This is a genomic window from Tenacibaculum litopenaei (assembly GCF_964514025.1).
Taxonomy (GTDB): domain Bacteria; phylum Bacteroidota; class Bacteroidia; order Flavobacteriales; family Flavobacteriaceae; genus Polaribacter; species Polaribacter litopenaei.
This window is the reverse complement of the sequence record NZ_CAZEQT010000006.1, coordinates 274,477-299,957: the sequence shown is the minus strand read 5'-3', so window position 1 is coordinate 299,957 and position 25,481 is coordinate 274,477. Positions and strand designations below refer to the sequence as shown.

The window sequence follows — 25,481 nt, the reverse complement described above, 5'->3', positions numbered from 1 at the left end:
CTTTTTATGGCACAAGAAACACAATACACCGAAGATAATATACGATCGCTCGATTGGAAAGAGCATATCCGAATGCGTCCTGGTATGTATATCGGTAAATTGGGAGATGGTTCGTCTCCTGATGATGGTATTTATATCTTAGTCAAAGAGGTTTTAGATAACTCCATTGATGAATTCGTCATGGGGGGCGGGAAAACAATTGAAGTGTCCGTTCAGGGGAATAAAGTTATCGTGCGTGACTACGGACGTGGTATTCCTTTAGGAAAAGTTGTTGATGTGGTGTCAAAAATGAACACTGGAGGTAAATACGATTCAAAAGCCTTTAAAAAGTCGGTCGGATTGAATGGGGTGGGTACCAAAGCGGTCAACGCTCTTTCGACCTATTTTAGGGTCGAATCAAACAGAGATGGAAAGTCAGCGAGTGCAGAGTTTGAAAAAGGAAACCTCACGCATCAAGAGGTGTTGGATGAAACTTCGAGAAGAAGAGGGACCAAGGTGACGTTTATTGCAGATGAAACCATCTTTAAAAACTACAAATACCGCCCAGAATACATAGAAAAACTCCTTAAGAATTACGTTTACCTAAATCCAGGACTAACCATAGTTTTTAACGGAGAGAAGTTCTATTCAGAAAATGGTCTAAAAGATCTATTAGAAGATAATAACAATGTTGATGATATGTTGTATCCTATCATTCACCTGAGAGGAGACGATATAGAAATTGCATTGACGCATAGTAAAACCCAATACTCAGAGGAGTATCATTCGTTTGTAAACGGACAAAACACAACGCAAGGAGGAACGCATTTAGCGGCTTTCCGAGAAGCGGTGGTGCGCACAGTACGCGAATTCTACAATAAAAATTTCGATGCTTCAGATGTGCGTAAGTCTATTGTTGGAGCGATTTCGATCAAAGTGATGGAACCCGTTTTTGAAAGTCAGACCAAAACCAAACTGGGGTCTACAGAAATGGGAGGGGAGCTGCCTACAGTACGTACCTACATCAATGATTTCGTAAAAAATAAGCTCGACAACTACCTGCATAGAAACACAGAAATTGCAGAGGTCTTGCAAAAGAAAATCTTGCAAGCGGAAAAAGAGCGTAAAGAGCTGTCAGGAATTCGAAAACTGGCACGTGATCGCGCTAAAAAAGCGAATTTACACAACAAAAAATTGAGGGATTGCCGAATCCATTTTGCAGATACAAAAAAAGAAGGCTACCTCGATACGACGTTATTTATTACGGAGGGTGATTCCGCGAGTGGATCGATTACCAAGTCGAGAAATGTTAATACACAAGCAGTTTTTAGTTTAAAAGGAAAACCGCTGAATTCTTATGGACTGACCAAGAAAATCGTTTATGAGAACGAAGAGTTTAACCTCCTGCAAGCAGCGCTAAACATCGAAGACGGTATGGAAGGCCTGCGCTATAACAATATTGTGATTGCAACGGATGCCGATGTTGACGGTATGCACATTCGATTGCTGTTGATTACTTTTTTCTTACAATTTTTCCCAGAAGTTATTAAAGAAGGGCACCTCTATATTTTAGAAACCCCATTATTCAGGGTACGTAACAAAAAGGAGACAATTTATTGTTATTCAGAAGATGAAAAACAAAAAGCGATAAAAAAACTAAAAGGGAAACCGGAAATTACCCGATTTAAGGGACTTGGTGAGATTTCTCCTAACGAGTTTGTTCACTTTATCGGTGATGATATTCGCTTAGACCCGGTGATGCTAGATAAACAAATGTCTATTGATCAAATGTTGCAATTTTACATGGGGAAAAATACCCCAGATCGTCAAAAATTCATCATCAACAACCTAAAAGTAGAGTTGGATTTGATTGATGAGCAATAGGTATTGAACAATTGAAAAAAAATAGGAGCTATGAACCTTGAAGAAGGTACGCTATGGAAAAAAATAGAAGAGTATCAATTCGATAGTCCTGAAGAGGACTACTGTTTTTCAACCAAACTGGCTGATGAACAACAATGGACAGAGCAATTTACTGCCGATGCCATTCTAGAATATAAAAAATTTATGTTCCTTGCTACAGTTTCGAATCAGATGGTTTCGCCTTCGGCAACCATTGACAAAGTGTGGCACCAGCATTTGACTTTTTCTGATGCCTATGAGGAGTTTTGTACGGTACTCGGAAAAAAAATAAAACACATGCCAGCAACGGGGAAACCTGGTCAGCAGACGAGCCTAAAAGCTGCCTCAGATCAAACGGCTGTGTTGTATAAACGATATTTTAAAGAACAAGTTGCGGAGATTTGGAATAACAAATCGTTCGAGGAGTTGATATCACTAGACGAGGGCACCCCCAACTGGATGACTAAAATCAATGATCTCGATTTGACGTTAGCGGCTTTAGTAATGCTGTTTTTGTTAGTTGTGCTTTGGAAAGAACTATTGGTTTCAATAGACAATCCTAATTTCTTGTGGATGCTCACAGGAACTGCAGCACTGATTATCGGAATTATTGTATGGGCCTGCAGCATAGCTGAAAAGGAAACAGTGAATAAAGTTTTAGAAAACAAATACCTGGTCAGGCTTTCAAAAGAGGAGCAAATTGTAATGATGGTGAAATCGGATGCCATGCTTTTGAATGCCATTCATGAGTTGATTGAGAGCAATCGTTTGAAAATTGACGAAAATGGACGGGAAGTACATATTGACGAGTTCAAATTATCAGACAATAAGTATGAAAATCTGATAGTTAATCATTTTAAAACAGCTAGTTTAAGTGTTTTTTCCGCAAATTATCGGGTTTTGATAGGAAAGCCCATGCTGTTGGCACTAAAGCGACTAGAAGAAAAATTAAGTCAGGTAATCCTGAATACCGTGGAGTATACGCAGGCCAAGTTACTCTGTTTTACCGGAGTGACCCTACTGTATTCTCTGCTAATAGCACGAGGATACCTAGGAATAACAAGAGGTAAACCCATTGCGAAGTTAATAATGTTTGCCTTGTTTATTTCAGTAGTTTTGGGGTTCCTGCTCCGTTATTTTTGGTTTCAAAAAAGAAGAAATATATACAGAAAAGTTGTAGCTAATTCCTATAATACGACAGGTTTTTTAGATAAATTAGCACACCGAGATAAAATTAGTTACCCAGAAGTATTCACTTCTTTAGTAATAGGAAGTGGTTTGGGAGCTTTGCTTTATGGAAATGATAAGAGAAATAATTCAACACACCACGACGATAGTTCTACGGGATGTAGTAGTTCATGCAGTTCATGCAGTTCATGCAGTTCTTGCAGCTCGTGTAGTTCCTGTGGTGGTTGTGGAGGAGATTAATATTTTACGTATCGATATTTAATTTATGAGCGACGAAAACAATACCTACGAAAACGACGAGGAGTTAAACCAACCCATCGAAAACAATGAGACCATAACCAAGGTTACCGGAATGTATAAAGAATGGTTCTTGGATTACGCGTCTTATGTGATTTTGGAACGTGCCGTTCCTTCTATCGAAGATGGTTTTAAACCTGTACAACGACGAATTATGCATTCTATGAAAGATTTGGATGATGGTCGTTACAACAAGGTGGCAAACATAGTAGGGCATACCATGCAGTATCACCCGCACGGTGATGCTTCGATTGCTGATGCCATGGTGCAAATGGGACAAAAGGAACTTCTGATTGATATGCAGGGGAACTGGGGTAACATACTTACTGGTGACCGAGCGGCAGCATCGCGTTATATTGAAGCGCGATTGTCTAAGTTTGCCTTGGATGTCGTTTTTAATCCCAAAACAACAGAATGGCAGCAATCTTATGACGGTAGAAAGAAAGAGCCTGTTAATTTACCTGTGAAATTTCCACTCCTACTCGCTCAAGGTGCGGAAGGAATTGCAGTAGGACTTTCGACAAAAATCTTACCACACAATTTTAATGAATTGATCGATGCCTCTGTAAAGTATTTAAAGGGCAGAAGTTTTAGTATTGTTCCGGATTTCCTTACCGGAGGTATTGCCGACTTTACCAATTATAATGATGGGAAAAGAGGAGGTAAAGTAAGGGTTCGAGCTAAAATATCACAGCTTGACAAAAAGACCTTGGTGATTACTGAAATCCCTTTTGGTACTACGACGAGCTCTTTGATCGATAGTATTTTAAAGGCGAATGACAAAGGTAAAATCAAAATCAAACGCATTGAAGATAATACTGCGGCTAATGTGGAAATTTTAGTGCATTTACCTCCAAATGTGTCTCCTGACAAGACCATCGATGCGCTGTATGCCTTTACTAATTGTGAAAATTCGATATCCCCACTTTGTTGTATCATCGAAGATAACAAACCTGTATTTATAGGGGTGTCTGAAGTGTTAAAAAAATCGACAGATTTTACGGTAGAGTTGCTTAGAAAAGAATTGGAAATCAGGTTGTTTGAGTTAGAAGAACAATGGCATTTCGCTTCTCTGGAACGCATCTTTATCGAAAACAGAATTTACCGTGATATTGAAGAGGTAGCTACCTGGGAAGGAGTAATTGAAGCTATTGATGAAGGATTGAAGCCACATATCGGGCACCTAAAACGCGAAGTGACTCAAGAAGATATCTTGCGTTTAACGGAAATTAGAATCAAGAAAATTTCAAAGTTTGATATCGATAAAGCCAAGCAGTTTATCGATAGTTTAGAAGAGCAAATTGCCGAAGTAAAGCATCATTTAGATCATCTAATTGAGTTCGCTATTGACTATTTTAAAGAACTCAAAAAGAAATACGGTAAAGAGAAACCACGTTTGACAGAGATTCGCATTTTCGACGATATCGTAGCGACTAAAGTGGTGATGAGAAATTCAAAACTCTATGTGAACAGAGAAGAAGGATTTATCGGAACCTCACTTAAAAAGGACGAATACATTACCGATTGTGCCGATATTGACGATGTGATTGTCTTTAGAGAAGACGGTTCAATGATGGTCACCAAAGTAGCCTCAAAAACTTTTGTAGGGAAAGGCATCATACACATCGCAATTTTCAAGAAAAAAGACAAGCGTACAGTGTATAATATGATTTATAAGGACGGAACAAGAGGTCCAAGTTATATGAAGCGCTTTAATGTAACGAGTATTACTCGTGATAAAGAATACGATTTGACCAATGGTAATAAAGGGTCTAAAGTCCTTTATTTTACTGCCAATCCGAATGGAGAAGCGGAAGTAATTACCATTTTATTACGTGCCTTAGGAAGTATCAAGAAGTTAAAATGGGACATTGATTTTGCGGACTTGGCCATCAAGAGTAGAAGTGCTCGTGGAAACCAAGTGACGAAATACGCCATTAAGAAAATTGAATTCAAATCAGCAGGAGTTTCTACCTTGAAACCGAGAAAGATTTGGTTTGATGATACAGTACGTCGTTTAAATGTCGATGATAGAGGAGAGTTGCTAGGTGAATTCAAGGCAGAAGATAAGCTGCTAATTGCTACGCAAAGCGGTAAAATCAAAGCGGTAACTCCTGATTTAACCATGCATTTTGATAACGATATGATCGTCTTGGAAAAATGGAAGCCTCAAAAACCAATTTCGGCTATTTATTTCGATGGTAATAAAGAAAGGTACTATGTAAAACGCTTTTTAATAGAAGCCGCTGATAAGGAGGAAATTTTCGTGTCCGATCACGAAAAAACCAAGTTAGAAATCATAGCCACGGACTATCGCCCTATGGCTGAAGTTATATTTTCGAAGCGAAGCTTGGAGAAAATAGAGGTGAATTTTGAAGAGTTCATTTCAGTAAAAGGGATCAAAGCACTCGGAAATCAGCTCACCACGGATAAGATTAGGACGGTAAACTTGTTAGAGCCACTACCGTTTGAAGAGCCTGAAGAAAAGGTAGAAGACATTGAAGTAAATGAAGAAAAAGTAGTTCCGAAAGTGCCAAAAATAGAAGATGTAGATATCAACGATTACGAAGCCTTGCTCGAGCTTAAAAAGCAAAAAGCTTTGGCAAATGCCTTAAAAAAGAAAAAACAAATAGACGATGACGAATCACAAACCGCCTTGTTTGATTAACTGAGGATCGGCTGAGTTTATACGCATACCGAAGTCTATTTTTACAAGGAACTTCTTTGTTAAAACTTATAATAACCGCATAAGCAATTCGTTTATGCGGTTTTTTAATAGTCTCAGTTAAAAGGCATAATTAGTGTGAACTAAAAGGGGCTTGTAATGCGGGCTGCATGCTCAAAAATTAATGTATAACTGTTATATTTGTTACAGAGGACTGTTGCATTTGACGGGTGTCAATTTTCCGCAGTTGACAAAATATGAAAGAGAAGGGTGTAGGGCTTGCATACGAGAGATTCTCCGTGTACCGCAGGCTTTATACTGGTAAAACGATACTTGTAATGACTAAAGAAACGTTGAGCTATAAATATGCTGCTAAATCGAGTTTAACAAAAGAAAAAGGAGCTGAAAACTTACTATTATCAAAATTCAGTGAAGTAGAAAAGGGAAGTGCTCCCTGTTTTTATTGGGGTAGCCTAAAGCATCCATTTGAATTGTCGCGGTGTTTAATTACCCTATCGAATATTGTACAATCCAGTTTCAACCTATCAGCATTCCAATTGGCGCTGTTAAAAGATCCCATTGTAACTGCCGGAAATGAGCAGCTTAGATTTGAAGGATTTTCGCATTGTGCTGGCGTGTATGCAAGAGTCGATGTTTTAGAAAATGGGCATGATGGTGAATTTATAGAAAGCGGAACCACCAATGTCGATTTTAATACGCCGTTAATAGCTGAACTCGGTAAAATCAAAAAAAACGATGAGTTGATACTCTCTGTAGGCCAGCAAGAAGTAGGCTTTCATAAAGACGGTGCGAGTTTCACAGAGAGAAAAGTCCCGCTGCCCAGTAAATGGATTAAGGGACTGACAACTGTACAGCAGTATTTTTCAGAATCTGATTATGGGGTTACCTTAACAAGAATACAAGCAATTCAACTTTTTAAAACCATCCCTAACGGGAAGGTGAAAACGGATTATTTTCTCATAAATAGAGGTAGAAAATACCTGTTTAGTCCGATAAAATCGACAAGGGCTATTTGTATTGGAGGGATTCACCGACTGAGATTGCTGCAGCCCTTACTTCCCTTGATTACTTGGTTAAAAATTTATCCGCATAAGAACATGCAATCGGTAACATTTATTTTGGGGTTTACCGAATTGAATTTTGTCTTTTCCATTTCCAGAGATTATTGGAGGGGGTTTTCCGGTGAAGGGGCTGCGCTTGAAGAATTAATAGAAGACCTGCCAGATGCTTTGATTCGCGCATTTGATACCTGTGCTTATACCAATCAAGAATTTAATCCGACATTATTGTCTTTTGAAGAACCTATAGCGATCACCAAAATTGATAAGTTTGCCACCAAGCTTTCTGCTATGGGGTTACTGGGCTACGATTTGGAAAAAAACGGCTTCTTTTATCGTCGACTTCCCTTTAAGCTAGAAAGGATATTGTCGTTAAATCCGAGACTAAAGGGAGCAGAAAAACTGTTGGAGGAAGGGAAGGTTACCATATTAGTACATTCAGCCACCAAAATTGAAGCGAGAGTAGCCGGTAGTGGCGTATTCCATTACGTGGTGTTGAACGATGATTTTCAAAAATGTACCTGTACATGGTTTAGTAGAAATCAGGGAGAACGCGGAGCGTGTAAGCACATTTTAGCAGTAAAGAAGAAAGTAAAAAACGAATAATTATGCTATCAAAAGAACTCGAAAACCTCGTAATGCAAGAACGGGAAATTATCCCTTTTTTAAAGAAATTGACGGTTGCAGAAAGAAGAGAATTAGGCCCTTTTTTAAAAAGGATGTACAAGAAAATTGCTGAATTTAAGTCTTTTGAAGAACGAATTTCAGATAAAAAAATAGCTTTGTTAGAAATGGCTTGCTTTGTTTGTCTTTCTAAAACTGATGTTAAAAAAACGGTTTATGACATAAGTAATCTGGCTATTAATGACACTTATTTAGAAAATATCATTCCCTGGTATATACCCAAATGGTACAGTGAGGTCATTAACGAAGACCCACCTTGGAGTTTGACGTATTTAAAAGCAATGCGCCTTTACAGCGCCGGTTTACTACAACCTTCTGATTCATTAATTCGAGAACTTTTACCGAAAGCGATGATCGATGCAGTTTGGGTTAAAGCGAATAAGAGGGTACTGTATTACAGGCCAGAACAGTTATTAAAGTATCCTATAACCCTGCAAAAGCACATTTGGTTACTATTTGAAGAAGAAACCATAGTACATAATGTTTATGAATTCAACGGTATTGAAAATTATTCGGATGGGAATGCTATCTGGATTGATACAATTTGTAAGCTGGTTGATGATGGCGAATTGGACAGGAAAAAAGTCTTGATTAAAACTATTAATACAGCAACAAAGGGTTTCAATAAAAACCTAAGTGGATGGTTTTACAACTTACTTATAAGGCTTTCACCAACTGAAGCAGAGATTGTTGAGTTCCAAAGTGAGCTTTTTTCTGCCTTGTATTCACCTCATTCAAAAGTTGTCAATACAGTATTAAAATATATTAAAACAATAGTGAACCACAAACAGTTCCAATTAGATGCCTTTTTGGATAGCTGTTCGATTTTACTGAATACCGAAACGAAATCTGTGGTAAATGCAACTTTGATAATCTTGGATAAAGTAGCTAAAATCCATGCGAATTCCACTGATTTAGTAAGTATAAAAAGTGCCGAGGCCTTGCTGTTTTTTGATGAGAAAATTCAATTGAGAGCGGCTAAAATTATCCAAAAGTACGGAACGGCAAACAATCAAAGCTTATTAGACGTACTCCAGTTGTATTCTGGCAATCTATTTCATTCTTCAAAGACTGTACTATCGGAATATAGTATTGTCCCCGAAACTCTTGAAGAAGTGTTTTTTGAAGGAAACAGTAGGAGGTTATCTGAAGATAATGAACTACCGCAATATAGCTCATTAGACGATTTAATTTTTTTTGTGAGCCAGTCTATGAACAATAATGAAAGCTACCATATTGATTTATTGTTACATTATGCGCCTAAACTCAGTTTACTACTTGACGAAACCAATGTGCGTAAACTAGAACCCGTATTTAAACGCTCTTTTGAATTTATTACTAGTCAAGTATCGAATGCACAAGTAGGTTATTTAGAATTCGGAGCAGCTTCTTTTCTCAATGATTTCGCCAATATCCTCCTAAAAAAATATCCTGTGGCCTTTGAGAATTTAAACAGGATTAAGAATAAGAAAATAAAAGAGCTGCAAAAAGAGCGGTTTTATGCGAGTTATTATAAAAATAGCTTGCAGGAAATTGAAAACCAATCGGTGCCAGATTACATCTATGTGATATATCGAGCATTGTTCATTCGTTCAAAATATTTTATTACAGAGCAGCTTGATCTGAGTTTGTTATCGACTCCAACCCACTTTCCGTGCTGGTTAGACCCTACAGTCTTGATCGAACGATTACTAGCTTATGAACAGTTAGGACAAGAAATAGATCTGTTTGATTTTCAGATAGCTATAGGTAGGCTTCCCTCAGGGGAAAAGTCAGCGCAGTTAAATAACCATATCGACAGGATTGTCAATTCCGAGATACAACAGGTATTGCGCTATCACTATGGATATTTACCAATTCAAGAGGCAGAAGTATCGAAACCAGAATTATGGATTCAAAGTGTGTTGAGTAGAAATATCGATAGTGAATTAGAGTATTTTCAAGATGGGCTTGCCAATTCTTTACAAACAGAATTAGGGGCGTATGAATGGAATTGTAATCAGCGAGATGAATGGTATCAGGACTACGATCATAAACTGCAAAAATTAGTAAAAAAGAAGAGACGAGTAAAAGAACTCAGATTAGAAGGTTTTCCTAATTCGCATCAAGAAAAACCATCGGAAGTTTTAAAAATAAAAAGGTGTTTCAGCGGAAAGGAAAAAAAGGAAGTTGAAGGGATGTATCGGTATTTAAAATTTAAGAAACATGAGTATTACACTGTAATCCAACCCAATGATGAACTCAGGTTTTTATATCTTTCTCCTAATAATCCGAATGTGCTTTTGGGGCATATGATTCATACCAACTTAAAATACTCCACTTTTTATGAGGAGAGCGGTAAAAAAAATATGATCAATTTTCTAAAAGGTCTCCACGAAATTTGGTATCGAAAAGATGTTGGTGAAATCACCTATTTGTTTCTTGCTACAGGCTTTTTATGCAGTGAAAAAGTGGCAAGAGACCTGGCGGCTGAGATTTGGATAAATGCAAACAGTGAGCATCGTTTTAACAATCAACTCATAGGCGAAGCCATAGGGAAATTGGAACGTGAAGAATACGCTCCGCTAAAGAGGTTCACAGATCTAATCACGGCGAGCCTTTTCAATGTGTCAAAACAGCACAACGAGTGCTTGTACGATGTTTTGAGTGCAGTGATTTGTACCATGGCGAAAGAGCCTATCCGCGGGACTAAAAAATTATTAGAAATCTTTATGGAACTTCAAAGGAGTTTCCCAAATAGAGAATTTTCTGTACCCTTAAGAGATAAATTGGTCAGTTGGAAGGAAAATAAGTCGCTGAATAAAATCATCGAGCTCCTATAGGTATGTGCATTGCTGAGTTCGTATTTCTATACAAGTCTTCTGTTGATACTGTTTTTGCCGAAATGAGTTACAATGAGAGTTTTATGCTAAGTAATTAGGACGTTAAAAGCAGCGTCAAAAATCAGTGTTTTAGCGGTGCTAAACAGGATAGGGCTTTTTAAAGACTAGCTTGACTGGTGTACGTGTGACTGGCAAATTTAAACCGTCTGAGACCGAGAAGATGAGAACATTTTACTAGGTTCGCTGCTTTAGATTTGTGAATGTATTGACTTTAGAATAATTTTGTAGCGTCTAAATAGGGAAACTATGGCACAGTATTTTAATCTCAATTCCGCTATAGGGATTATCGGGTATATTTGTTTTATCGTATTTGTTGCGTGGTTGATATCGCGCATTATCCGCTATGTGATTGTGTTGCTCATTCGTTACCGCAAGCAAGACCAATACGGGCGAACCAGTATTCAGTTTTTTAGAAATTCGGTAAAATTCTTTATTGGGATTTTTGGAATCATCTATATTGTACTGACCGTTCCCGTGTTTCGAAGTAAGGCAACCTTAATATTTTCTGGAGCGGGTATTTTAGCAGCAATCATCGGTTTTGCAGCCCAGGCTGCACTCTCTAATTTGATCGCAGGGGCCTTTATCGTTATTTTTAGACCTTTTCGCGTTGGTGACTATATCAAGCTCGATGATGCTCGCGTTGGGATCGTAGAAGACATTACCCTGCGTCATACAGTTATCAATAACTTTGAAAACAAGCGATTGATTATTCCAAACTCGGTTATTAGTACGGATTCTGTACTAAATCATACCATCGAAGATTCTCATGTATTGAGTTTTAATAACTTTAAAATTGGTCTGCGCGCCAATATTGACTTAGCCAGGCGTATTATTCAAGAAGAGGCTGTAAAACATCCTACGGTCATAGACAACAGAACTCCTGACCAAGTGTTGGCTTCGGTGCATCCAATTGACGTGCGCGTCATCGATGTACACCCCGACCATATACACATGCGTGCCTACGTATGGCTGAATGAACCTTTTTCAGAATTTAGAACGAAATGTGCGATTAAAGAGGCGGTACACAAACGATTTATCAACGATGGAGTAGAACTACCTATTCCGATCACAAAAGTGCATCGCCTGGACTAAAAAGAGGTGTCCTATTGCTCTTTGTTTTTAAACAAGAATCCAAGCCCTATACGACTTAAAAACTTCTTTTCGAAGGCCCAGAAAAAGTTAAACTGACCAAATAACCAACCTAACATAGGCAGTGTTGTTTGGTAGATAGGGAAGATCAAAAGTATGCGCAGCGGATAGTACACCCATGGTCCCACAGATGCTACTGATAGCCCCAACGCAGCCGTCAAAGGTTTTGCAATATAAGCCGCAAATGATCCGTTTAACGAAAATACTAACAAAATAGCTATGATATCTCTGTTGTTGGTAATTCCCCAACGCTCCTTCAGTTTTTCCATGCCGCAAATGTATTGAAATCTCGGTAGGCAAGCAAACTCCAGTGTGCAAACTTGACTATCTAAATTAATTATAGACAAGTGGTCGATTAAAAGCAGCGAACATTACAAAGAGTAATAACTTAATTTTTTCTCTTTTGATAAGCAAAATTCTATTTCTTTAATGGGGTTTCTATAAGTAGGTGCAGTAGTTATTACTGTAGCATTCCCTTGTAGTGAACCTGTATAGCGAGGCCTTAAAAACAATCATTACAGCTGCGAATGTAAAAAAACACGCCGTTGTTTCGTTTTAGCTGTGGTCGTTGTGAAATAGGTTAAAACACGCCTGTTTTCAGGAGGTTAACGGGTGTTTTGTAATTTTGCAGGTTTTGTAATATGTTTGTTTTGCATTAGTTAACTATCTAAAAACCAGTATTTAACTACTTGTTAATTGAAGCTTTAATTCAATATTAGTTAAAGTGTTGGTTTAACTGCAAACTTGACGAATTGTTATTGCTTGTACTTCTGTGTCTTAGCAATGTTTACTGTTGTTTTCAATGGAAGACGAGCAAAGATAAGTAAAAAATAATACATGTTGTTTTGGGCGATTGAGGGAGCTGAAGTTTTGGGCGAGCACAGTTGTTGTCGCCCTTAAAATTAGGGTGCTGACCGATCAATAATAAAAGTTGTGTGGAAAACAATTTTCTAAAATAAAAGAATAAAACTACATCAAAAAAACGTCTTTTAGTCATTCTGTGAAGCGTTCACAATTCTTGCTGGGGGTGTTAAGGAAACGCTTGAGAAGTTCAAAACTATCAAAGGAGCGAAGTTTTGCTTCTGTTTGAATAGCCTAAAAGGGCTAGTTATAGTATTGGGGTTTGAGAATTTTATTCCCAGTATTAGCCCCTAAGTTGATTGAATTTGGTGACTAGATACCGGGTTTTGCCCACTGGAGGAGATAAAAAAAGCCTGCACTTAGGCAGGCTTTCTTGTATGGTTGGTGTTAAAATAAAGTGTCGAGTAAATCGTCGGCAACCAAATTTGGAATGGTAACCTTTAAGCTAGGTGTTCTTTCCATTTCTCGTTTAATGGCAAACATAGCCTCTTCATTTCTGGCCCAGCTTCTACGTGCAATACCGTTATTTACATCGTAAAACAACATGTTTTTCAAACGAGCTTCGGCTTCAGCGCTACCGTCTAAAAGCATACCGAATCCTCCATTCATAACTTCTCCCCAGCCAACGCCACCACCGTTGTGAATAGATACCCAGGTAGCGCCTCTAAAACTGTCTCCTATAACGTTATGGATGGCCATATCCGCTGTAAACTTACTTCCGTCATATATGTTTGAAGTTTCGCGATACGGAGAATCCGTTCCACTTACGTCGTGATGATCTCTACCTAATACGACAGGTCCTATTTTTCCAGCAGCAATGGCGTCATTAAAGGCGGCAGCTATTTTGGCACGTCCTTCTGCGTCTGCATAGAGGATACGTGCTTGTGATCCTACGACCATTTTGTTTTTCTTCGCGTCTTGAATCCAAGTGATATTATCTTGCATTTGCAACTGAATCTCCTCGGGTGAATTCTTCATGATTTCACTTAAAACACGAGCAGCAATCTCATCAGTTGCGTCTAAATCTTCAGGTTTTCCAGAGGCACACACCCAACGGAAAGGTCCAAATCCGTAATCGAAACACATAGGACCTAAAATATCTTGAACGTATGATGGGTATTTGAAATCAATGCCATTAGGTGCCATTACTTGAGCTCCAGCTCTCGAACTTTCGAGTAAAAAGGCATTTCCGTAATCAAAGAAATAGGTTCCTTTTGCTGTGTGTTTGTTAATGGCTTCTGCATGTCTTCTTAAGGTCTTTTGTACTTCTTGCTTAAATACCTCAGGCTCTTCACGAATCAACCTGTTTGACTCGTCATAAGAGATGTCAGCAGGGTAGTAACCACCAGTCCACGGAATGTGTAATGAGGTTTGATCAGAACCCACGTGGATAAAAATTTCCTCGTCGTAAAAGCGTTCCCAAACGTCAACGATATTTCCGATAAATGCTATAGAAACTACTTCTTCTTGTGCCTGTGCTTGGCGTACGCGTTGTACGAGCTCATCGAGAGAGTCAATCAATACATCTACCCAACCTTGTTCGTGACGCTTAGTAGCGGCTTTCGGATTTACTTCGGCGGCAATGGTGATACATCCGGCAATATTTCCTGCTTTCGGCTGTGCGCCACTCATACCACCTAGGCCGGCAGTTAAAAAGATTTTCCCTTTAGGAGTGTCTCCTTTTTGTAAGATTTTACGGAAGGCATTCATCACGGTAATCGTTGTACCGTGCACAATTCCTTGAGGACCAATGTACATGTACGAACCTGCAGTCATTTGACCGTATTGTGTTACTCCCAAAGCATTGAACTTTTCCCAATCGTCAGGAGCTGAGTAATTCGGGATCATCATTCCGTTGGTCACAATGACACGTGGAGCGTTTTTAGATGAAGGAAATAAGCCCATAGGGTGTCCTGAGTACATGTGTAAGGTTTGTTCTTCGGTCATAGTTGCCAAGTACTGCATTGTTAATAAGTACTGTGCCCAGTTTTGAAAAACAGCGCCATTTCCACCGTAAGTAATTAACTCTTCCGGATGCTGTGCTACGGCAGGATCCAAGTTGTTCTGTATCATTAACATAATCGCAGCTGCCTGTGTGCTCTGTGCTGGATATTCGTCTATCGGACGCGCGTACATTGCGTACTCAGGCTTGAAACGATGCATGTAAATACGACCGTATTCATTTAATTCTTCAGCGAATTCCTTAGCCAATTCACCGTGCCAAGCTTCAGGAAAGTAACGCAAAGCGTTTCGAATGGCTAATTTTTTATCGTCTTTACCCAAAATGTCTTTGCGCTTTGGCGCTCTGTTAATTCCTTCAGGGTAGTTTCTTTTTGCAGGTAATTCAGTTGGAATCCCTTGTAATATTAACTCTTTAAAACTCATAATTACGCTACTTTAAATGCTTGTTCTTTAACTAATTTTATCAATGCATAGATATCGTCTTTCAAAACTCTATCTTCTTCTAATTTAGCCACTTTGCTTCGGATAATTGCGAAGTTTTCTTCGATGATCTCTGAAAAAGTGTTCGGACGTCTAAATTCCATGGCCTGAGCGGCATACATGAATTCAATGGCGAATATCTTTTCTAAGTTTCCTAAAATCTGGTTGAACTTTCTTCCAGAGATACTTCCCATAGACACGTGATCTTCCTGTCCCATAGAGGTCGGTACGCTATCTGCTGACGGAGGGAAGCACAAAGATTTGTTTTCGGTTACTAGGGCAGCAGTGGTGTACTGAGGAATCATAAAACCTGAATTTAAGCCTCCTGCCGTAGTCAGTAAACGCGGAAGTCCAAATTGTCCTTCTAAAAGTAAGTAACAACGACGATCCGAAATATTTCCTAATTCTGCGGCTGCAATGGATGCGTAATCCAGTGCCATAGCTAAGGGCTGACCGTGGAAGTTTCCTCCTGAAATGGCTTCCGTAGCACTTAAAACAATAGGGTTGTCTGTTACGGAGTTCATCTCTATCTCAGCTAGTTCTTTTAAGTGATAGTACGCATTACGAGAGGCACCGTGTACCTGTGGCATACAGCGAATAGAGTAGGGGTCTTGAACTCTCGGACAGCTATCATCACTGTGAGAATGCAAGTTGTTAGACCCTTCTAGGAGCATACGCATACGTTCGGCCACCTTCAAGTTTCCTTTGAAAGGACGAATTTGGTGAAGGGCCTCTTTAAATGGCGATCCACTTCCTTGGAATCCTTCTAAACTCATCGCACCTGCTACATCGGCTAGGTCCAATAGGTACTCCATTTTCTTTAAGCCTAAAATACTGTGTGCTAAAATGAATTGGGTTCCGTTAATTAACCCTAATCCTTCTTTAGCACTGAGTTCAATCGGAGCCAATTGATGACGTGTTAGGGCGTCTTTAGCGAGTACAATCTCACCGTTCTCCCAAAACTCACCTTCTCCGAATAAAGGAAGGAATAAATGCGAAAGAGGAGCGAGGTCACCTGAGGCACCTACAGACCCTTGCTCGGGAACCACTGGTAACAAATCGTTTTCGATAAAATAGATGATGCGCTCGATTACTGCTAAGCGCACTCCAGAAAATCCTTGTGACAAGGCGTGTACCTTGGTAATCATCATGATTTTCGACAGAAAAGAATCAATCGGATTTCCAACACCTACCGCATGGGTAATTAGCAAGTTTTTCTGTAATAAACTCGTTTCTTCTGGTGATATTTGCGTATCACACAGGGGGCCAAACCCTGTATTAATTCCATAAACAGCCTTGTCAGAGGCCGCCATGGTTTCTACTTTAGCTCTACAGCTATTTACTTTATCTATGGCTTCTTGGTCGAGTCCAGCTTTTATTTCTCCCTTGGCAATGGCGATAACTGTGTCAACCGTTAAAGTATCTATTCCGTATTTAAACATGATAATTCGTATTTCTTACAAATTTATCCATATTTTTGATGCTTAACAATACCAATTAATTTAATAATTAATAACTGTGAGTTATCAAATAGAGTATCGTCATCTCAAGTATTTCTTAGCTGTAGCACAAGAGTTACATTACCGAAAAGCTGCGGAAAAGTTGTTTATATCCCAACCCGGACTGAGTAGACAAATTAAGCAATTAGAAGAAGGCTTGGGCTTTCCGTTATTTGAACGTCATAATCGAAAAGTAGCATTGACAGCAGCAGGCTTGTATTTACAGCGAGAGCTAACCCAGCATTTGCAAGGATTAGACGCTTTGTTTTCGCATGCAAAGCTCATCAGTGATGGAAAGGATGGGAAGCTGAGCCTAGGCTATGTGGGGTCGGCTATGCGAAAAGTGATTCCAGAATTATTGGTGCGATTGAATCAAAAATATCCCAATATTACCTTTGCGCTTAAAGAAATGGATAATGAGAGCCAAATAGCCGGATTACTGGGGAATGAAATTGACATAGGTTTTGTACGATTAGAACGAGCGCCTCGAAGTTTGCATATGAAAACGGTATTGGTCGAACCCTTTTGTTTGGTAGTTCCGAAAGAGCATCCAATACTCGAAGAGCATTTTATAGATTTACGACAATTAAAAGACGAATCGTTTATATTGTTTGACCCCAAGTACAGTGTGTCGTACTACGAAAAAGTGATGCAGCTGTTTGATGCTTATAATTTCTCACCATTGGTATCGCACAATACCATTCATGCTGAATCTATTTTTAAGTTGGTCGAAAATGGCTTTGGCGTATCCATTGTACCTCAGTCCCTTACAAATACGAGTTACCAGTCCATACGATATGTTTCACTCGATAAAATTCCTCAGCGAACAGTGCTTTCGGCAGTGTGGAATAAAGAAAATAGGAATCCAGTTATCTCAAAGGCTATCAGTCTGTTATCGGAGGTTATTTAATCATTCCATGAAACTGCTCATAACGAGCAAGTTTCACGAAAATGAAAAGAGACTTTGGTGTTTTATGGGGGGAACTCCTATTTCTTCTATGTATTAAATCAAACAATTGCAATAGCATAAAAGGGATAGGGGATATATATGTTTTTGTATATAAACGCTCCTTTGAGCTGCAAAGATGCCGTTATTTTTCGGGAAAGTAGTATTTATATTTATTATGATTTCTATAAGCATTGCTTATGATTTTTTACAAACTTTAAATACCTTTAAATTGCTGTTTATCAGGAGTTAATGCTTCTTTTCTAAAAGAGGGTGTCTAAGTGCAAATCTCCAGGTTTGGGGCTTGGAAGCTCAATGAGTTGTTCCGGATTCTTTTTTACATAGGCCAAAAGTATCCTGTGAATATCGCGAGTATCTTTGTGCGGTATGAGTGCTTCTAAGTATTCTTTGGTACTGGTAGCTGGAGCAGAGAGGTAGCCAAAGCCTTTGTAAAACCCGTTAATCACCAGTGCGTAGCCGAACTCTTTACCTTTGATACCGGGTTGTTTTACGATAAAATTTTCGGATTGATAGCAAATTGATTGCAGTGCTGCTCTAACTCGTTTGTTGTAGTCGGCAATGGTTTCTTTATCGCTACAAATGCCCTTGCATTTTTTTAACTGATAATGGAAACAACTGCTTACATTGCTTTGCAAATGACAGTATTTAGGACAAAGTTCATACGTGTCACAGAGCTTTTCGACAAAGCTACGAGCTTCTGTTATGGTATAAAATTTAGCAATGGGCTTTTGAACTAGTTTATGACTGTTCCAAGCCAAATGCAATACTCCCGATCGGTCTTCGTAGCTAAACAAGGCTACGCTTTCCTTGGTGCGTCGTTGCGCTCGGTTGTACTTGGGGTAATGGAGTTTTATTTCTGACGATTCTAATAATAAAGCGAGCAGCTCACTGCCAGTTAAGGTATAGCCGATATCAGCTGTTTCCATACACATGGCAACCTCCTTTTTCTTCTTGTCGTATAAATGACTCAACACGCGTTGCTTGATGTTGATTGCTTTCCCAACGTAGATAATTTTTTTATCTCGGTCCTTAAAATAGTAAACTCCGGGTTTTTCGGGCAGCGCCTCAAAAACGCTTTTGGGAAGAAGTGGAGGGAGTGTGGCTTCTCGTGATCTGGGATTCAAAAAGGTTTTTAGAACGCTTTTTTCTTGCTGAGCGTCAATCTTTAAGAGCTTCTTAAAAAGGGTTACGGTCGCTTCGGCATCTCCGCGTGCGCGATGTCGTTCAGCGATAGTGATGCCTTCCGAAGCGCATAAATTACCCAAACTATACGAGTTTTTTCCGGGGAGTAATTTGCGTGAGAGGCGAACCGTACACAATTTACGTCGCTTGAATGGAAAACCGAGATTTTTAAACTCCTTGGCAATAATACCGTAGTCAAAATTAACATTATGAGCCACAAAAACAGCGTGTTCAGTGATCTCGTGCACTTTTTTTGCTATTTCATAAAACTTAGGTGCCTGGGCAAGCATAGGAGCACTAATCCCTGTCAACTGTGTTATAAAGGCAGGGATGTTGGCTTCTGGATTAACGAGGGTTGTAAATTCATCAATCACCTTTTCTCCATCAAAGATGAAGATACTGATCTCCGTAATTTTTACGCCTCCGTTAGTTTCTATGTCAACAATGGCATAGTTCATTAAAGAATCTTTTTAAGGGCTTTGAGTTCAACACCTAGTTGATTGAGCATTAAAGCAATGCTGCTGACTTTTAAATCGCGTTCATCGTATTCTTGCGTATTGATGCTACAAGTGAATTCCCACAGCTCTAAAACTTCCGTAACAGGCACGTGGTAGGCTTGGTAATTTTTATTGTCAGGAACTAACCACAGCGCCTGCTTTTCCTCGATATGATCGTATACGCGTTTGTAAGTCATCCCGTCGTTTTCAGTAACTACGATATACGAAGTTCCGTTCTTAATATCGCGCAGATCTTCGATGTACTTGGCAACCACGTACGAACCGTCTTTCATCGGATGCATAGAGTCTCCTTTAATAGGAAAGGCTCGGTGCTTCCCCGTCGGTAAAAAAGGGAGCTTAATACGCTCTAATTGTTCTATGTATTCGGGGTCGTCATACCCTAATAAATACCCCGCAGATGCTTTTACAGGAACCACTTCGATAAGATCGCCGTGATCAACATCAACAGTGATAGGAAATAATACTCGTTGATTACCTATTTCGATAAATGAAGTATCGGTAGCATAGGTCAAATCGTTCTTGATAAGAACATCTATAGGCAGTGAAAAATACGTTGAAAACTGAATGAGCATTTCAATAGGAGGGTCCGAACGACCTTCCTCGTAAGAGCCTATTTTTGAACGAGTCATCTTGAGCTCTTCTGCCAATTGTTCCTGTGTATAGCCCTTTAATTTCCTTAAATGACGAATATTTTTAGCAATGTAATTCATAATGCTACAAATATAGGTAATTAAAACTATAATCTGTAGTATTGCTGAAAAATATTGTAAAAGTACTTTTCTCAACGATTGAGAACTGACGCATATATAATAAGAATTCACAAGTATCATTTTTGAGTCTGTATTGGAAACATAAGGAATCTTTTGTATCGAGGAAGCGCTAGATCGCAAAGGTAAATTTGAACAATAACCTTACTATAATTGAAGCCTGTAGGTGAGTAAAAACAGCAGTAAAACAACTTGCTACAAATAGAAGCAAGAAAAACTATTATTTGTAGTTATTTTTGTAAAATGTTTTTGAATAGTCATACATATTACAGTTTGCGTTACGGAACAATTGCGCCTAAACGCTTGGTAGCCCTAGCAAAATCGCAAGGTTTAGACCGAGTGCTCGTGACGGATATAAATAGTACAACTGCTTGCATGGATGTACTGCGCTTGGCTCGAAAAGAAGGTTTAGCAGCTGTTTTTGGCGTAGATTTTAGAAATTCTGCCGATCAACAGTTTATTGTGATAGCAAAAAACGATGCAGGGTTTGCCGAAATTAATACGTATCTCTCACAGTTTTTACAGCAGTCGAAGATTGACATTCCTCCGCGGGCACCTAAGCTAGCCCATACCGTAGTAATATATCCTTTCAGAAAGTATAGACAGCTATTTTTTGCATTGCAACCGCATGAATACATAGGAATTACGAAGGAAGAACTCGGAAGCTTACCTTTTTCGGCATGGAAACACAATTGGTCTCAATTTGTAGTATTGCAAACTGTGACGTTCGAGGATAAAAGAGGGTGGAATACCCACCGCTTGTTGCGAGCTATTGATGAAAATAGCTTGCTGAGCAAGCTTGAGACGGCAGCTCAAGGAAGTCCCAATGACAGTTTTATTCCAGTCGAGACCTTGAAAAAAGCCTTTGAAAACTATCCTGAAATTGTGGCAAACACGATGCAGTTGTTAGGCGGCTGTAGCAGTAGTATGGAGGTTTCTTCGGAGGTTGTTCGCAATCAAAAATCCTATACGACGAGTGAGGATTTAGACTATCGTTTATTGAAGAAACTTGCAAATGACGGGCTTGCTTATCGGTATCGCGTAGTGACCCCTGAAATTGCTGCTCGCATAAAAAAAGAACTGGAAATCATTAAAGAAAAAGGCTTTGTATCTTATTTTTTAATCAATTGGAAAATTTTAAAATACGCGCGCTCAAAGGGGTATTTTTACGTGGGTAGGGGGAGTGGAGCCAATAGTGTGATTGCGTACTTATTGCGCATTACAGATGTAGACCCTATAGAGTTGGATTTGTATTTTGAGCGTTTTATTAACCTGTACCGAAAAAATCCTCCGGATTTCGATATTGATTTTTCGTGGACCGACAGGGATGATATTACCCGTTATATTTTTGAACGCTTTCCCCATACTGCATTGATAAGTGTATACAATACTTTTAAATATCGAGCAGCCATACGTGAATTGGGGAAGGTTTTTGGCTTGCCCAAAGCGGAAATTGACAAATTATCACAGGGACAGTATCAATACGAACAACTCGATCAATTTTCGAAGTTAGTGGTCAAGTACAGTGAATACATCCAAGGATTTCCTAACTATTTGGGAATTCACGCTGGGGGAATCTTGATTTCAGAGCAGCCCATTACGAATTACACCGCTACCTTTATTCCTCCCAAGGGCTATGCAACGACTCAGTTTGATATGGTTGTTGCAGAAGATATAGGCCTGCACAAGTTTGACATTCTCAGCCAGCGAGGATTGGGAAAAATTAAAGACGCTGTGATTATCGCCACTCAAAATAACCCGGAACACCCTCCGATAGACATACACGATATTGCGGGTTTTAAAAAAGACGAACGGATTAAACTACTGTTAAAAAATGCCAAGGCTATTGGATGTTTTTACGTTGAATCGCCTGCAATGCGCATGCTGCTAAAAAAACTCCAAGTCACAGATTATTTAGGGTTGGTAGCAGCGAGTTCTGTTATCAGGCCAGGGGTAGCAAAATCAGGAATGATGCGAGCCTATATTTTGCGGTACCGCTACCCCGAAAAACGCGGTGAAGCTCATCCTATTTTACGGGATATCATGCCGGATACTTATGGGGTCATGGTATATCAGGAAGACGTTATTAAAGTAGCTCATTATTTTGGAGGACTCACTTTAGGAGAAGCAGACATGCTTCGAAGGGGAATGTCTGGAAAGTTTCGTTCTCGCGAAGAGTTTTTAAAGGTCAAAAAGCAGTTTTTTACGAACTGTATCAATTCCGGAAAGGCGAAGGCTCTGGTAGAAGACGTATGGCGACAAATAGAAAGTTTTGCTGGCTATGCCTTTGCCAAAGGACATTCGGCATCTTATGCTGTGGAGAGTTACCAAAGTTTGTATTTAAAAGCCTATTACCCGTTGGAGTACATGGTTGCCACAATTAATAATTACGGCGGATTTTACAGTACGGAATTGTACGTACACGAAGCGCGGATGCACGGAGCACGCATTCATCCTCCGTGTATTAATAAAAGCGGCGAACAGACCGTGATTTACGGGAAAGACATTTATATGGGCTTTATGTTTTTGCAGTCGCTAGAACGAAGAACAATTCAGCGCATCCTTACTGAGCGTAAAGAAAACGGTTGTTTTAAGAGTTTAGATGATTTTGTAGAACGCGTGCGCATTAGCGTAGAGCAAATAAGTATTTTACTAAAGGTCGATGCCTTTGCTTTTACCGGAATTAATAAGAGGAAGCTCCTGTGGGAAGCCCATATGAAAGTGACCAAGCAACCCGTAGAAGAAACTGGAGTGAATTTGTTCAGGACTGCCCCCCTAAGTTATCAGACTCCTAGTTTTTCATCTTCAGCTTTAGAAGATGCCTTTGATCAGATAGAGCTCTTGGGCTTTCCTTTATGCAGCCCTTTCGATCTTTTAATTAATGCTGGAGAGAAATTCGGTTTAAACGCTCGAGAATTACAGTTCCACATTGGAAAAAATATCGCTATTGAAGGGTATTTGGTTACGGTAAAAAAGACCCGAACTTCAAATGGAAAGACGATGTTTTTCGGTACATTTTTAGATAGGGAAGGTCATTTTATCGACAGTGTACATTTTCCTCCAATAGCAGCGCAATATCCTTTTCGAGGTAAGGGTATTTATCGATTACGAGGAAAAGTAATAGAAGAATTTGACTGTATTAGCATTGAAATTACACATATGGAACGCATGGCGATTATAGAAGATCCTCGTTATGCTGATAGTAGAAAGGCACAGCGTCCACGACCTAAAAAAATCTTGACTAATGAATAATGAACGCTCCATAGTCCACATGGACTTAGATACTTTTTTCGTGTCTTGTGAACGCTTAATTGATAGTAGGCTCATAGGCAAACCCGTTTTGATAGGAGGTACTTCTGATAGAGGAGTTGTGGCTTCTTGTAGCTACGAAGCGCGTTCTTTTGGAATTCATTCCGCCATGCCCATGCGCATGGCCAAACAACTGTGTCCGGAAGCCGTAGTACTGCGTGGAAATGCAGGGACTTATACAAAGTTTTCGGAGTCAGTTACGGAAATTATTAAAGAGGCCGTACCCTTGTACGAAAAAACATCGATAGATGAATTCTACATTGATTTGAGTGGTATGGATCGCTTTTTTGGCTGTCATCAGCTGGCTTCCGAGTTGCGACAGCGCATTATAAAGGAAACGGGATTACCCATTTCCTTCGGGCTTTCGATCAATAAAACGGTGTCGAAAATAGCAACAGGTGAAGCCAAGCCTAACAACCAGATTCGCATAGAGAAAGGAAGTGAAAAACCGTTTCTTTCTCCTTTATCTGTCAAGAAAATTCCTATGGTAGGAGAGGTCACCTACAAGGCTCTTTGCGATTTGGGAATAAAAAAAATTAAGACAGTACAAGAGATGCCTGTGAATATGATGCAGCGAGTATTTGGTAAAAATGGTATTGCCATATGGAAAAAGGCCAATGGAATTGATCACAGTCCTGTAGTACAATACCAAGAGCGCAAATCTATTTCAACAGAGCGTACTTTTGATAAAGATACGACTGACGTGCAAAAGCTCGAAGGTATTATTGTGGCGATGACCGAAAATTTGATTTACCAATTGCGCAGAGGAAATAAACTTACAGCTTGCGTGAGTTTTAAAATTCGCTATTCCGATTTTCAAACTTATACAATACAGCGCAGAATACCTTACAGCGCTGCTGATCACAAAATCATTCCCTTGGTAAAAGAATTGTATAAGAGTTTGTACAAACGTCGTTTGCTAGTACGGTTGATAGGGGTTAAGTTTAGTCACTTGGTAGAAGGAGGGCATCAAGTTGATCTCTTTGATGATGATGAAAAAATACTAAACCTCTATCAGGCTATGGACAAAATGAGGGCCCGTTACGGAGATCGAGCAGTTATGAGAGCCACGGGTATGGGAGCAAAAAGCATCAGCCGTTGGAATCCTTTTAACGGAGAACCCCCGCCATTACTTCCTAATAGAAGGCGCTAAATTTCTTGGATTGCTCGCAATAGTTGCGCAAAGGTGCGTTTTCCTTCTGATAAAAATGGAAGTAGGGGCCATATGTGCGGAAGCCTTGTTCCTCGAATAAGCCTAAGATCTCTATTGCATTGTCGCAATTTTTCAGCAAATAACTCTTGGTCTGGTGCTGTGATATCACAATCAGCAATGCATAAAATAGTTGGAGGAAAATGCAGAAACGACCCGTATAAGGGAGACAGTAACGGATGTGTTAAGGCCAAGGAGCCTGCACAGTATTCTTTGGCACTTCGAACACCTGCAATACCGAGCATAGGATCTTGGACTTCCAGTGCTTTAATGGCCGGATTCGACATAGAGGCATCCATTACAGGCGATAATGCCACTAGTAAATTAGGGAGCCTAAAGTTTTGTTCTAAACGCTGACACAAACTGATAAGTAAGGCTCCTCCAGCAGAATCGCCCATCAGTACAATTTTCCCTTCGCGTTCTAGTACCTTTTGATAGGCCGTATCTAAGGTTTCAGCCATGGCTGTTATGCTTACCTCTGGGGCTTTGGTGTAGTTGAGTAACCAAACTTCATAATCGGTTTGCTTAGCTAATTGGTGCACAGCAGTCCAATGATGCTTCGCAGGACCACTCACATATGCACCACCAGGGCAAAAGAGTATCGTGTTTTTACTCGTACTGCCAAGCGTATTGACTTTTGTAATGGTGTTATCACCTATTTGTAAGGTCTCATATTGGTATCCTCGACGTTTTTTTACCTGTTCAACATCCTCTTTCCTCAATGCCATATAGTCAATAGGAGCCTTACTAAACACATTTTTAATTCCTTTAATTCGCAAAGCCAATAAAACGGCGTAATAACTCAAACTCATAGCTAATCTCGTATTTTATTGAAGAAAGATAGTGTTTTTTATCTACAGCGAAGCACTGCGACCAATAATCAAAAAAAGTGCAGTCTATT

15 protein-coding genes are annotated in these 25,481 nt (G+C 39.5%); 9 read left to right on the top strand and 6 right to left on the bottom strand.

Annotated features, from left to right (window positions below; translation table 11 throughout):
• Positions 1-6: 6 nt before the first annotated feature.
• From ACKTS5_RS09835 to ACKTS5_RS09810, 6 genes are all read left to right on the top strand, one after another.
• Entirely contained in the window at positions 7-1,863 is a 1,857-nt protein-coding gene (locus ACKTS5_RS09835; RefSeq protein WP_408043699.1) for a DNA topoisomerase IV subunit B, read from the top strand.
• 30 nt (positions 1,864-1,893) lie between these two features.
• Positions 1,894-3,309, top strand: a complete 1,416-nt coding sequence (locus tag ACKTS5_RS09830; protein WP_408043698.1) for a glycine-rich domain-containing protein — start codon at positions 1,894-1,896, stop codon at positions 3,307-3,309.
• A 25-nt stretch (positions 3,310-3,334) separates the two neighbouring features.
• Complete coding sequence (locus ACKTS5_RS09825) at positions 3,335-6,034, top strand: DNA gyrase/topoisomerase IV subunit A (protein WP_408043697.1); 2,700 nt, start codon at positions 3,335-3,337, stop codon at positions 6,032-6,034.
• 335 nt (positions 6,035-6,369) lie between these two features.
• Positions 6,370-7,716, top strand: coding sequence for an SWIM zinc finger family protein (locus tag ACKTS5_RS09820; RefSeq protein ID WP_408043696.1), 1,347 nt, complete (start codon positions 6,370-6,372; stop codon positions 7,714-7,716).
• A 2-nt stretch (positions 7,717-7,718) separates the two neighbouring features.
• Positions 7,719-10,616 (top strand): DUF6493 family protein, encoded by a 2,898-nt coding sequence (locus ACKTS5_RS09815; RefSeq protein WP_408043695.1) that lies wholly within the window; start codon positions 7,719-7,721, stop codon positions 10,614-10,616.
• Positions 10,617-10,922: 306 nt separating this feature from the next.
• Positions 10,923-11,768, top strand: a complete 846-nt coding sequence (locus ACKTS5_RS09810) for a mechanosensitive ion channel family protein (protein WP_408043694.1) — start codon at positions 10,923-10,925, stop codon at positions 11,766-11,768.
• A gap of 11 nt (positions 11,769-11,779) precedes the next feature.
• Here ACKTS5_RS09810 and ACKTS5_RS09805 read toward each other — a convergent pair whose 3' ends face one another.
• From ACKTS5_RS09805 to hutH, 3 genes are all read right to left on the bottom strand, one after another.
• Positions 11,780-12,094 carry a DUF6787 family protein gene (locus ACKTS5_RS09805; protein WP_408043693.1) on the bottom strand — a complete coding sequence of 105 codons (315 nt, stop codon included), beginning with the start codon at positions 12,092-12,094 and terminating at the stop codon, positions 11,780-11,782.
• Positions 12,095-13,073: 979 nt separating this feature from the next.
• A complete protein-coding gene (locus ACKTS5_RS09800) occupies positions 13,074-15,071 on the bottom strand; it encodes a urocanate hydratase (protein ID WP_408043692.1) in 1,998 nt (665 codons plus the stop codon).
• A gap of 2 nt (positions 15,072-15,073) precedes the next feature.
• Entirely contained in the window at positions 15,074-16,570 is a 1,497-nt protein-coding gene (hutH, locus tag ACKTS5_RS09795) for a histidine ammonia-lyase (protein ID WP_408043691.1), read from the bottom strand.
• Between the two features lie 76 nt (positions 16,571-16,646).
• On the opposite strand from hutH, the gene ACKTS5_RS09790 reads away from it, so the two are divergent.
• Positions 16,647-17,537: a LysR family transcriptional regulator gene (locus ACKTS5_RS09790; protein ID WP_408043690.1), complete on the top strand. Its 891-nt coding sequence runs from the start codon at positions 16,647-16,649 to the stop codon at positions 17,535-17,537.
• A 299-nt stretch (positions 17,538-17,836) separates the two neighbouring features.
• Here the strand turns inward: ACKTS5_RS09790 and ACKTS5_RS09785 are convergent, their stop codons facing one another.
• Positions 17,837-19,234 (bottom strand): exonuclease domain-containing protein, encoded by a 1,398-nt coding sequence (locus ACKTS5_RS09785; RefSeq protein ID WP_408043689.1) that lies wholly within the window; start codon positions 19,232-19,234, stop codon positions 17,837-17,839.
• The gene (locus ACKTS5_RS09780; protein WP_408043688.1) at positions 19,234-20,004 is read right to left on the bottom strand and encodes an XRE family transcriptional regulator; all 771 of its coding nucleotides are present in this window, start codon (positions 20,002-20,004) and stop codon (positions 19,234-19,236) included. Before ACKTS5_RS09780 ends, ACKTS5_RS09785 begins: the two co-directional genes overlap by 1 nt.
• A 300-nt stretch (positions 20,005-20,304) precedes the next feature.
• On the opposite strand from ACKTS5_RS09780, the gene ACKTS5_RS09775 reads away from it, so the two are divergent.
• Both ACKTS5_RS09775 and dinB read left to right on the top strand, forming a co-directional pair.
• Positions 20,305-23,313: a DNA polymerase III subunit alpha gene (locus ACKTS5_RS09775; protein WP_408043687.1), complete on the top strand. Its 3,009-nt coding sequence runs from the start codon at positions 20,305-20,307 to the stop codon at positions 23,311-23,313.
• On the top strand, positions 23,306-24,523 hold the full coding sequence (dinB, locus tag ACKTS5_RS09770) for a DNA polymerase IV (RefSeq protein ID WP_408043686.1): 1,218 nt from the start codon (positions 23,306-23,308) through the stop codon (positions 24,521-24,523). The genes ACKTS5_RS09775 and dinB overlap by 8 nt, the downstream gene beginning before the upstream one ends.
• On the opposite strand, the gene ACKTS5_RS09765 is transcribed toward dinB, so the two are convergent.
• Positions 24,520-25,392 carry an alpha/beta hydrolase gene (locus tag ACKTS5_RS09765; RefSeq protein WP_408043685.1) on the bottom strand — a complete coding sequence of 291 codons (873 nt, stop codon included), beginning with the start codon at positions 25,390-25,392 and terminating at the stop codon, positions 24,520-24,522. The two genes, dinB and ACKTS5_RS09765, sit on opposite strands and share 4 nt — an antisense overlap.
• Between the last annotated feature and the right edge of the window lie 89 nt (positions 25,393-25,481).

Excerpts from the sequence above, each read along its gene's own strand:
- ACKTS5_RS09835 (WP_408043699.1), top strand. The coding sequence starts at position 7 with ATGGCACAAGAAACACAATACACCGAAGATAATATACGATCGCTCGAT.
- ACKTS5_RS09830 (WP_408043698.1), top strand. The coding sequence starts at position 1,894 with ATGAACCTTGAAGAAGGTACGCTATGGAAAAAAATAGAAGAGTATCAA.
- ACKTS5_RS09825 (WP_408043697.1), top strand. The coding sequence starts at position 3,335 with ATGAGCGACGAAAACAATACCTACGAAAACGACGAGGAGTTAAACCAA.
- ACKTS5_RS09820 (WP_408043696.1), top strand. The coding sequence starts at position 6,370 with ATGACTAAAGAAACGTTGAGCTATAAATATGCTGCTAAATCGAGTTTA.
- ACKTS5_RS09815 (WP_408043695.1), top strand. The coding sequence starts at position 7,719 with ATGCTATCAAAAGAACTCGAAAACCTCGTAATGCAAGAACGGGAAATT.
- ACKTS5_RS09810 (WP_408043694.1), top strand. The coding sequence starts at position 10,923 with ATGGCACAGTATTTTAATCTCAATTCCGCTATAGGGATTATCGGGTAT.
- ACKTS5_RS09805 (WP_408043693.1), bottom strand. The coding sequence starts at position 12,094 with ATGGAAAAACTGAAGGAGCGTTGGGGAATTACCAACAACAGAGATATC.
- ACKTS5_RS09800 (WP_408043692.1), bottom strand. The coding sequence starts at position 15,071 with ATGAGTTTTAAAGAGTTAATATTACAAGGGATTCCAACTGAATTACCT.
- hutH (WP_408043691.1), bottom strand. The coding sequence starts at position 16,570 with ATGTTTAAATACGGAATAGATACTTTAACGGTTGACACAGTTATCGCC.
- ACKTS5_RS09785 (WP_408043689.1), bottom strand. The coding sequence starts at position 19,234 with ATGAACTATGCCATTGTTGACATAGAAACTAACGGAGGCGTAAAAATT.
- ACKTS5_RS09780 (WP_408043688.1), bottom strand. The coding sequence starts at position 20,004 with ATGAATTACATTGCTAAAAATATTCGTCATTTAAGGAAATTAAAGGGC.
- ACKTS5_RS09775 (WP_408043687.1), top strand. The coding sequence starts at position 20,305 with ATGTTTTTGAATAGTCATACATATTACAGTTTGCGTTACGGAACAATT.
- dinB (WP_408043686.1), top strand. The coding sequence starts at position 23,306 with ATGAATAATGAACGCTCCATAGTCCACATGGACTTAGATACTTTTTTC.
- ACKTS5_RS09765 (WP_408043685.1), bottom strand. The coding sequence starts at position 25,392 with ATGAGTTTGAGTTATTACGCCGTTTTATTGGCTTTGCGAATTAAAGGA.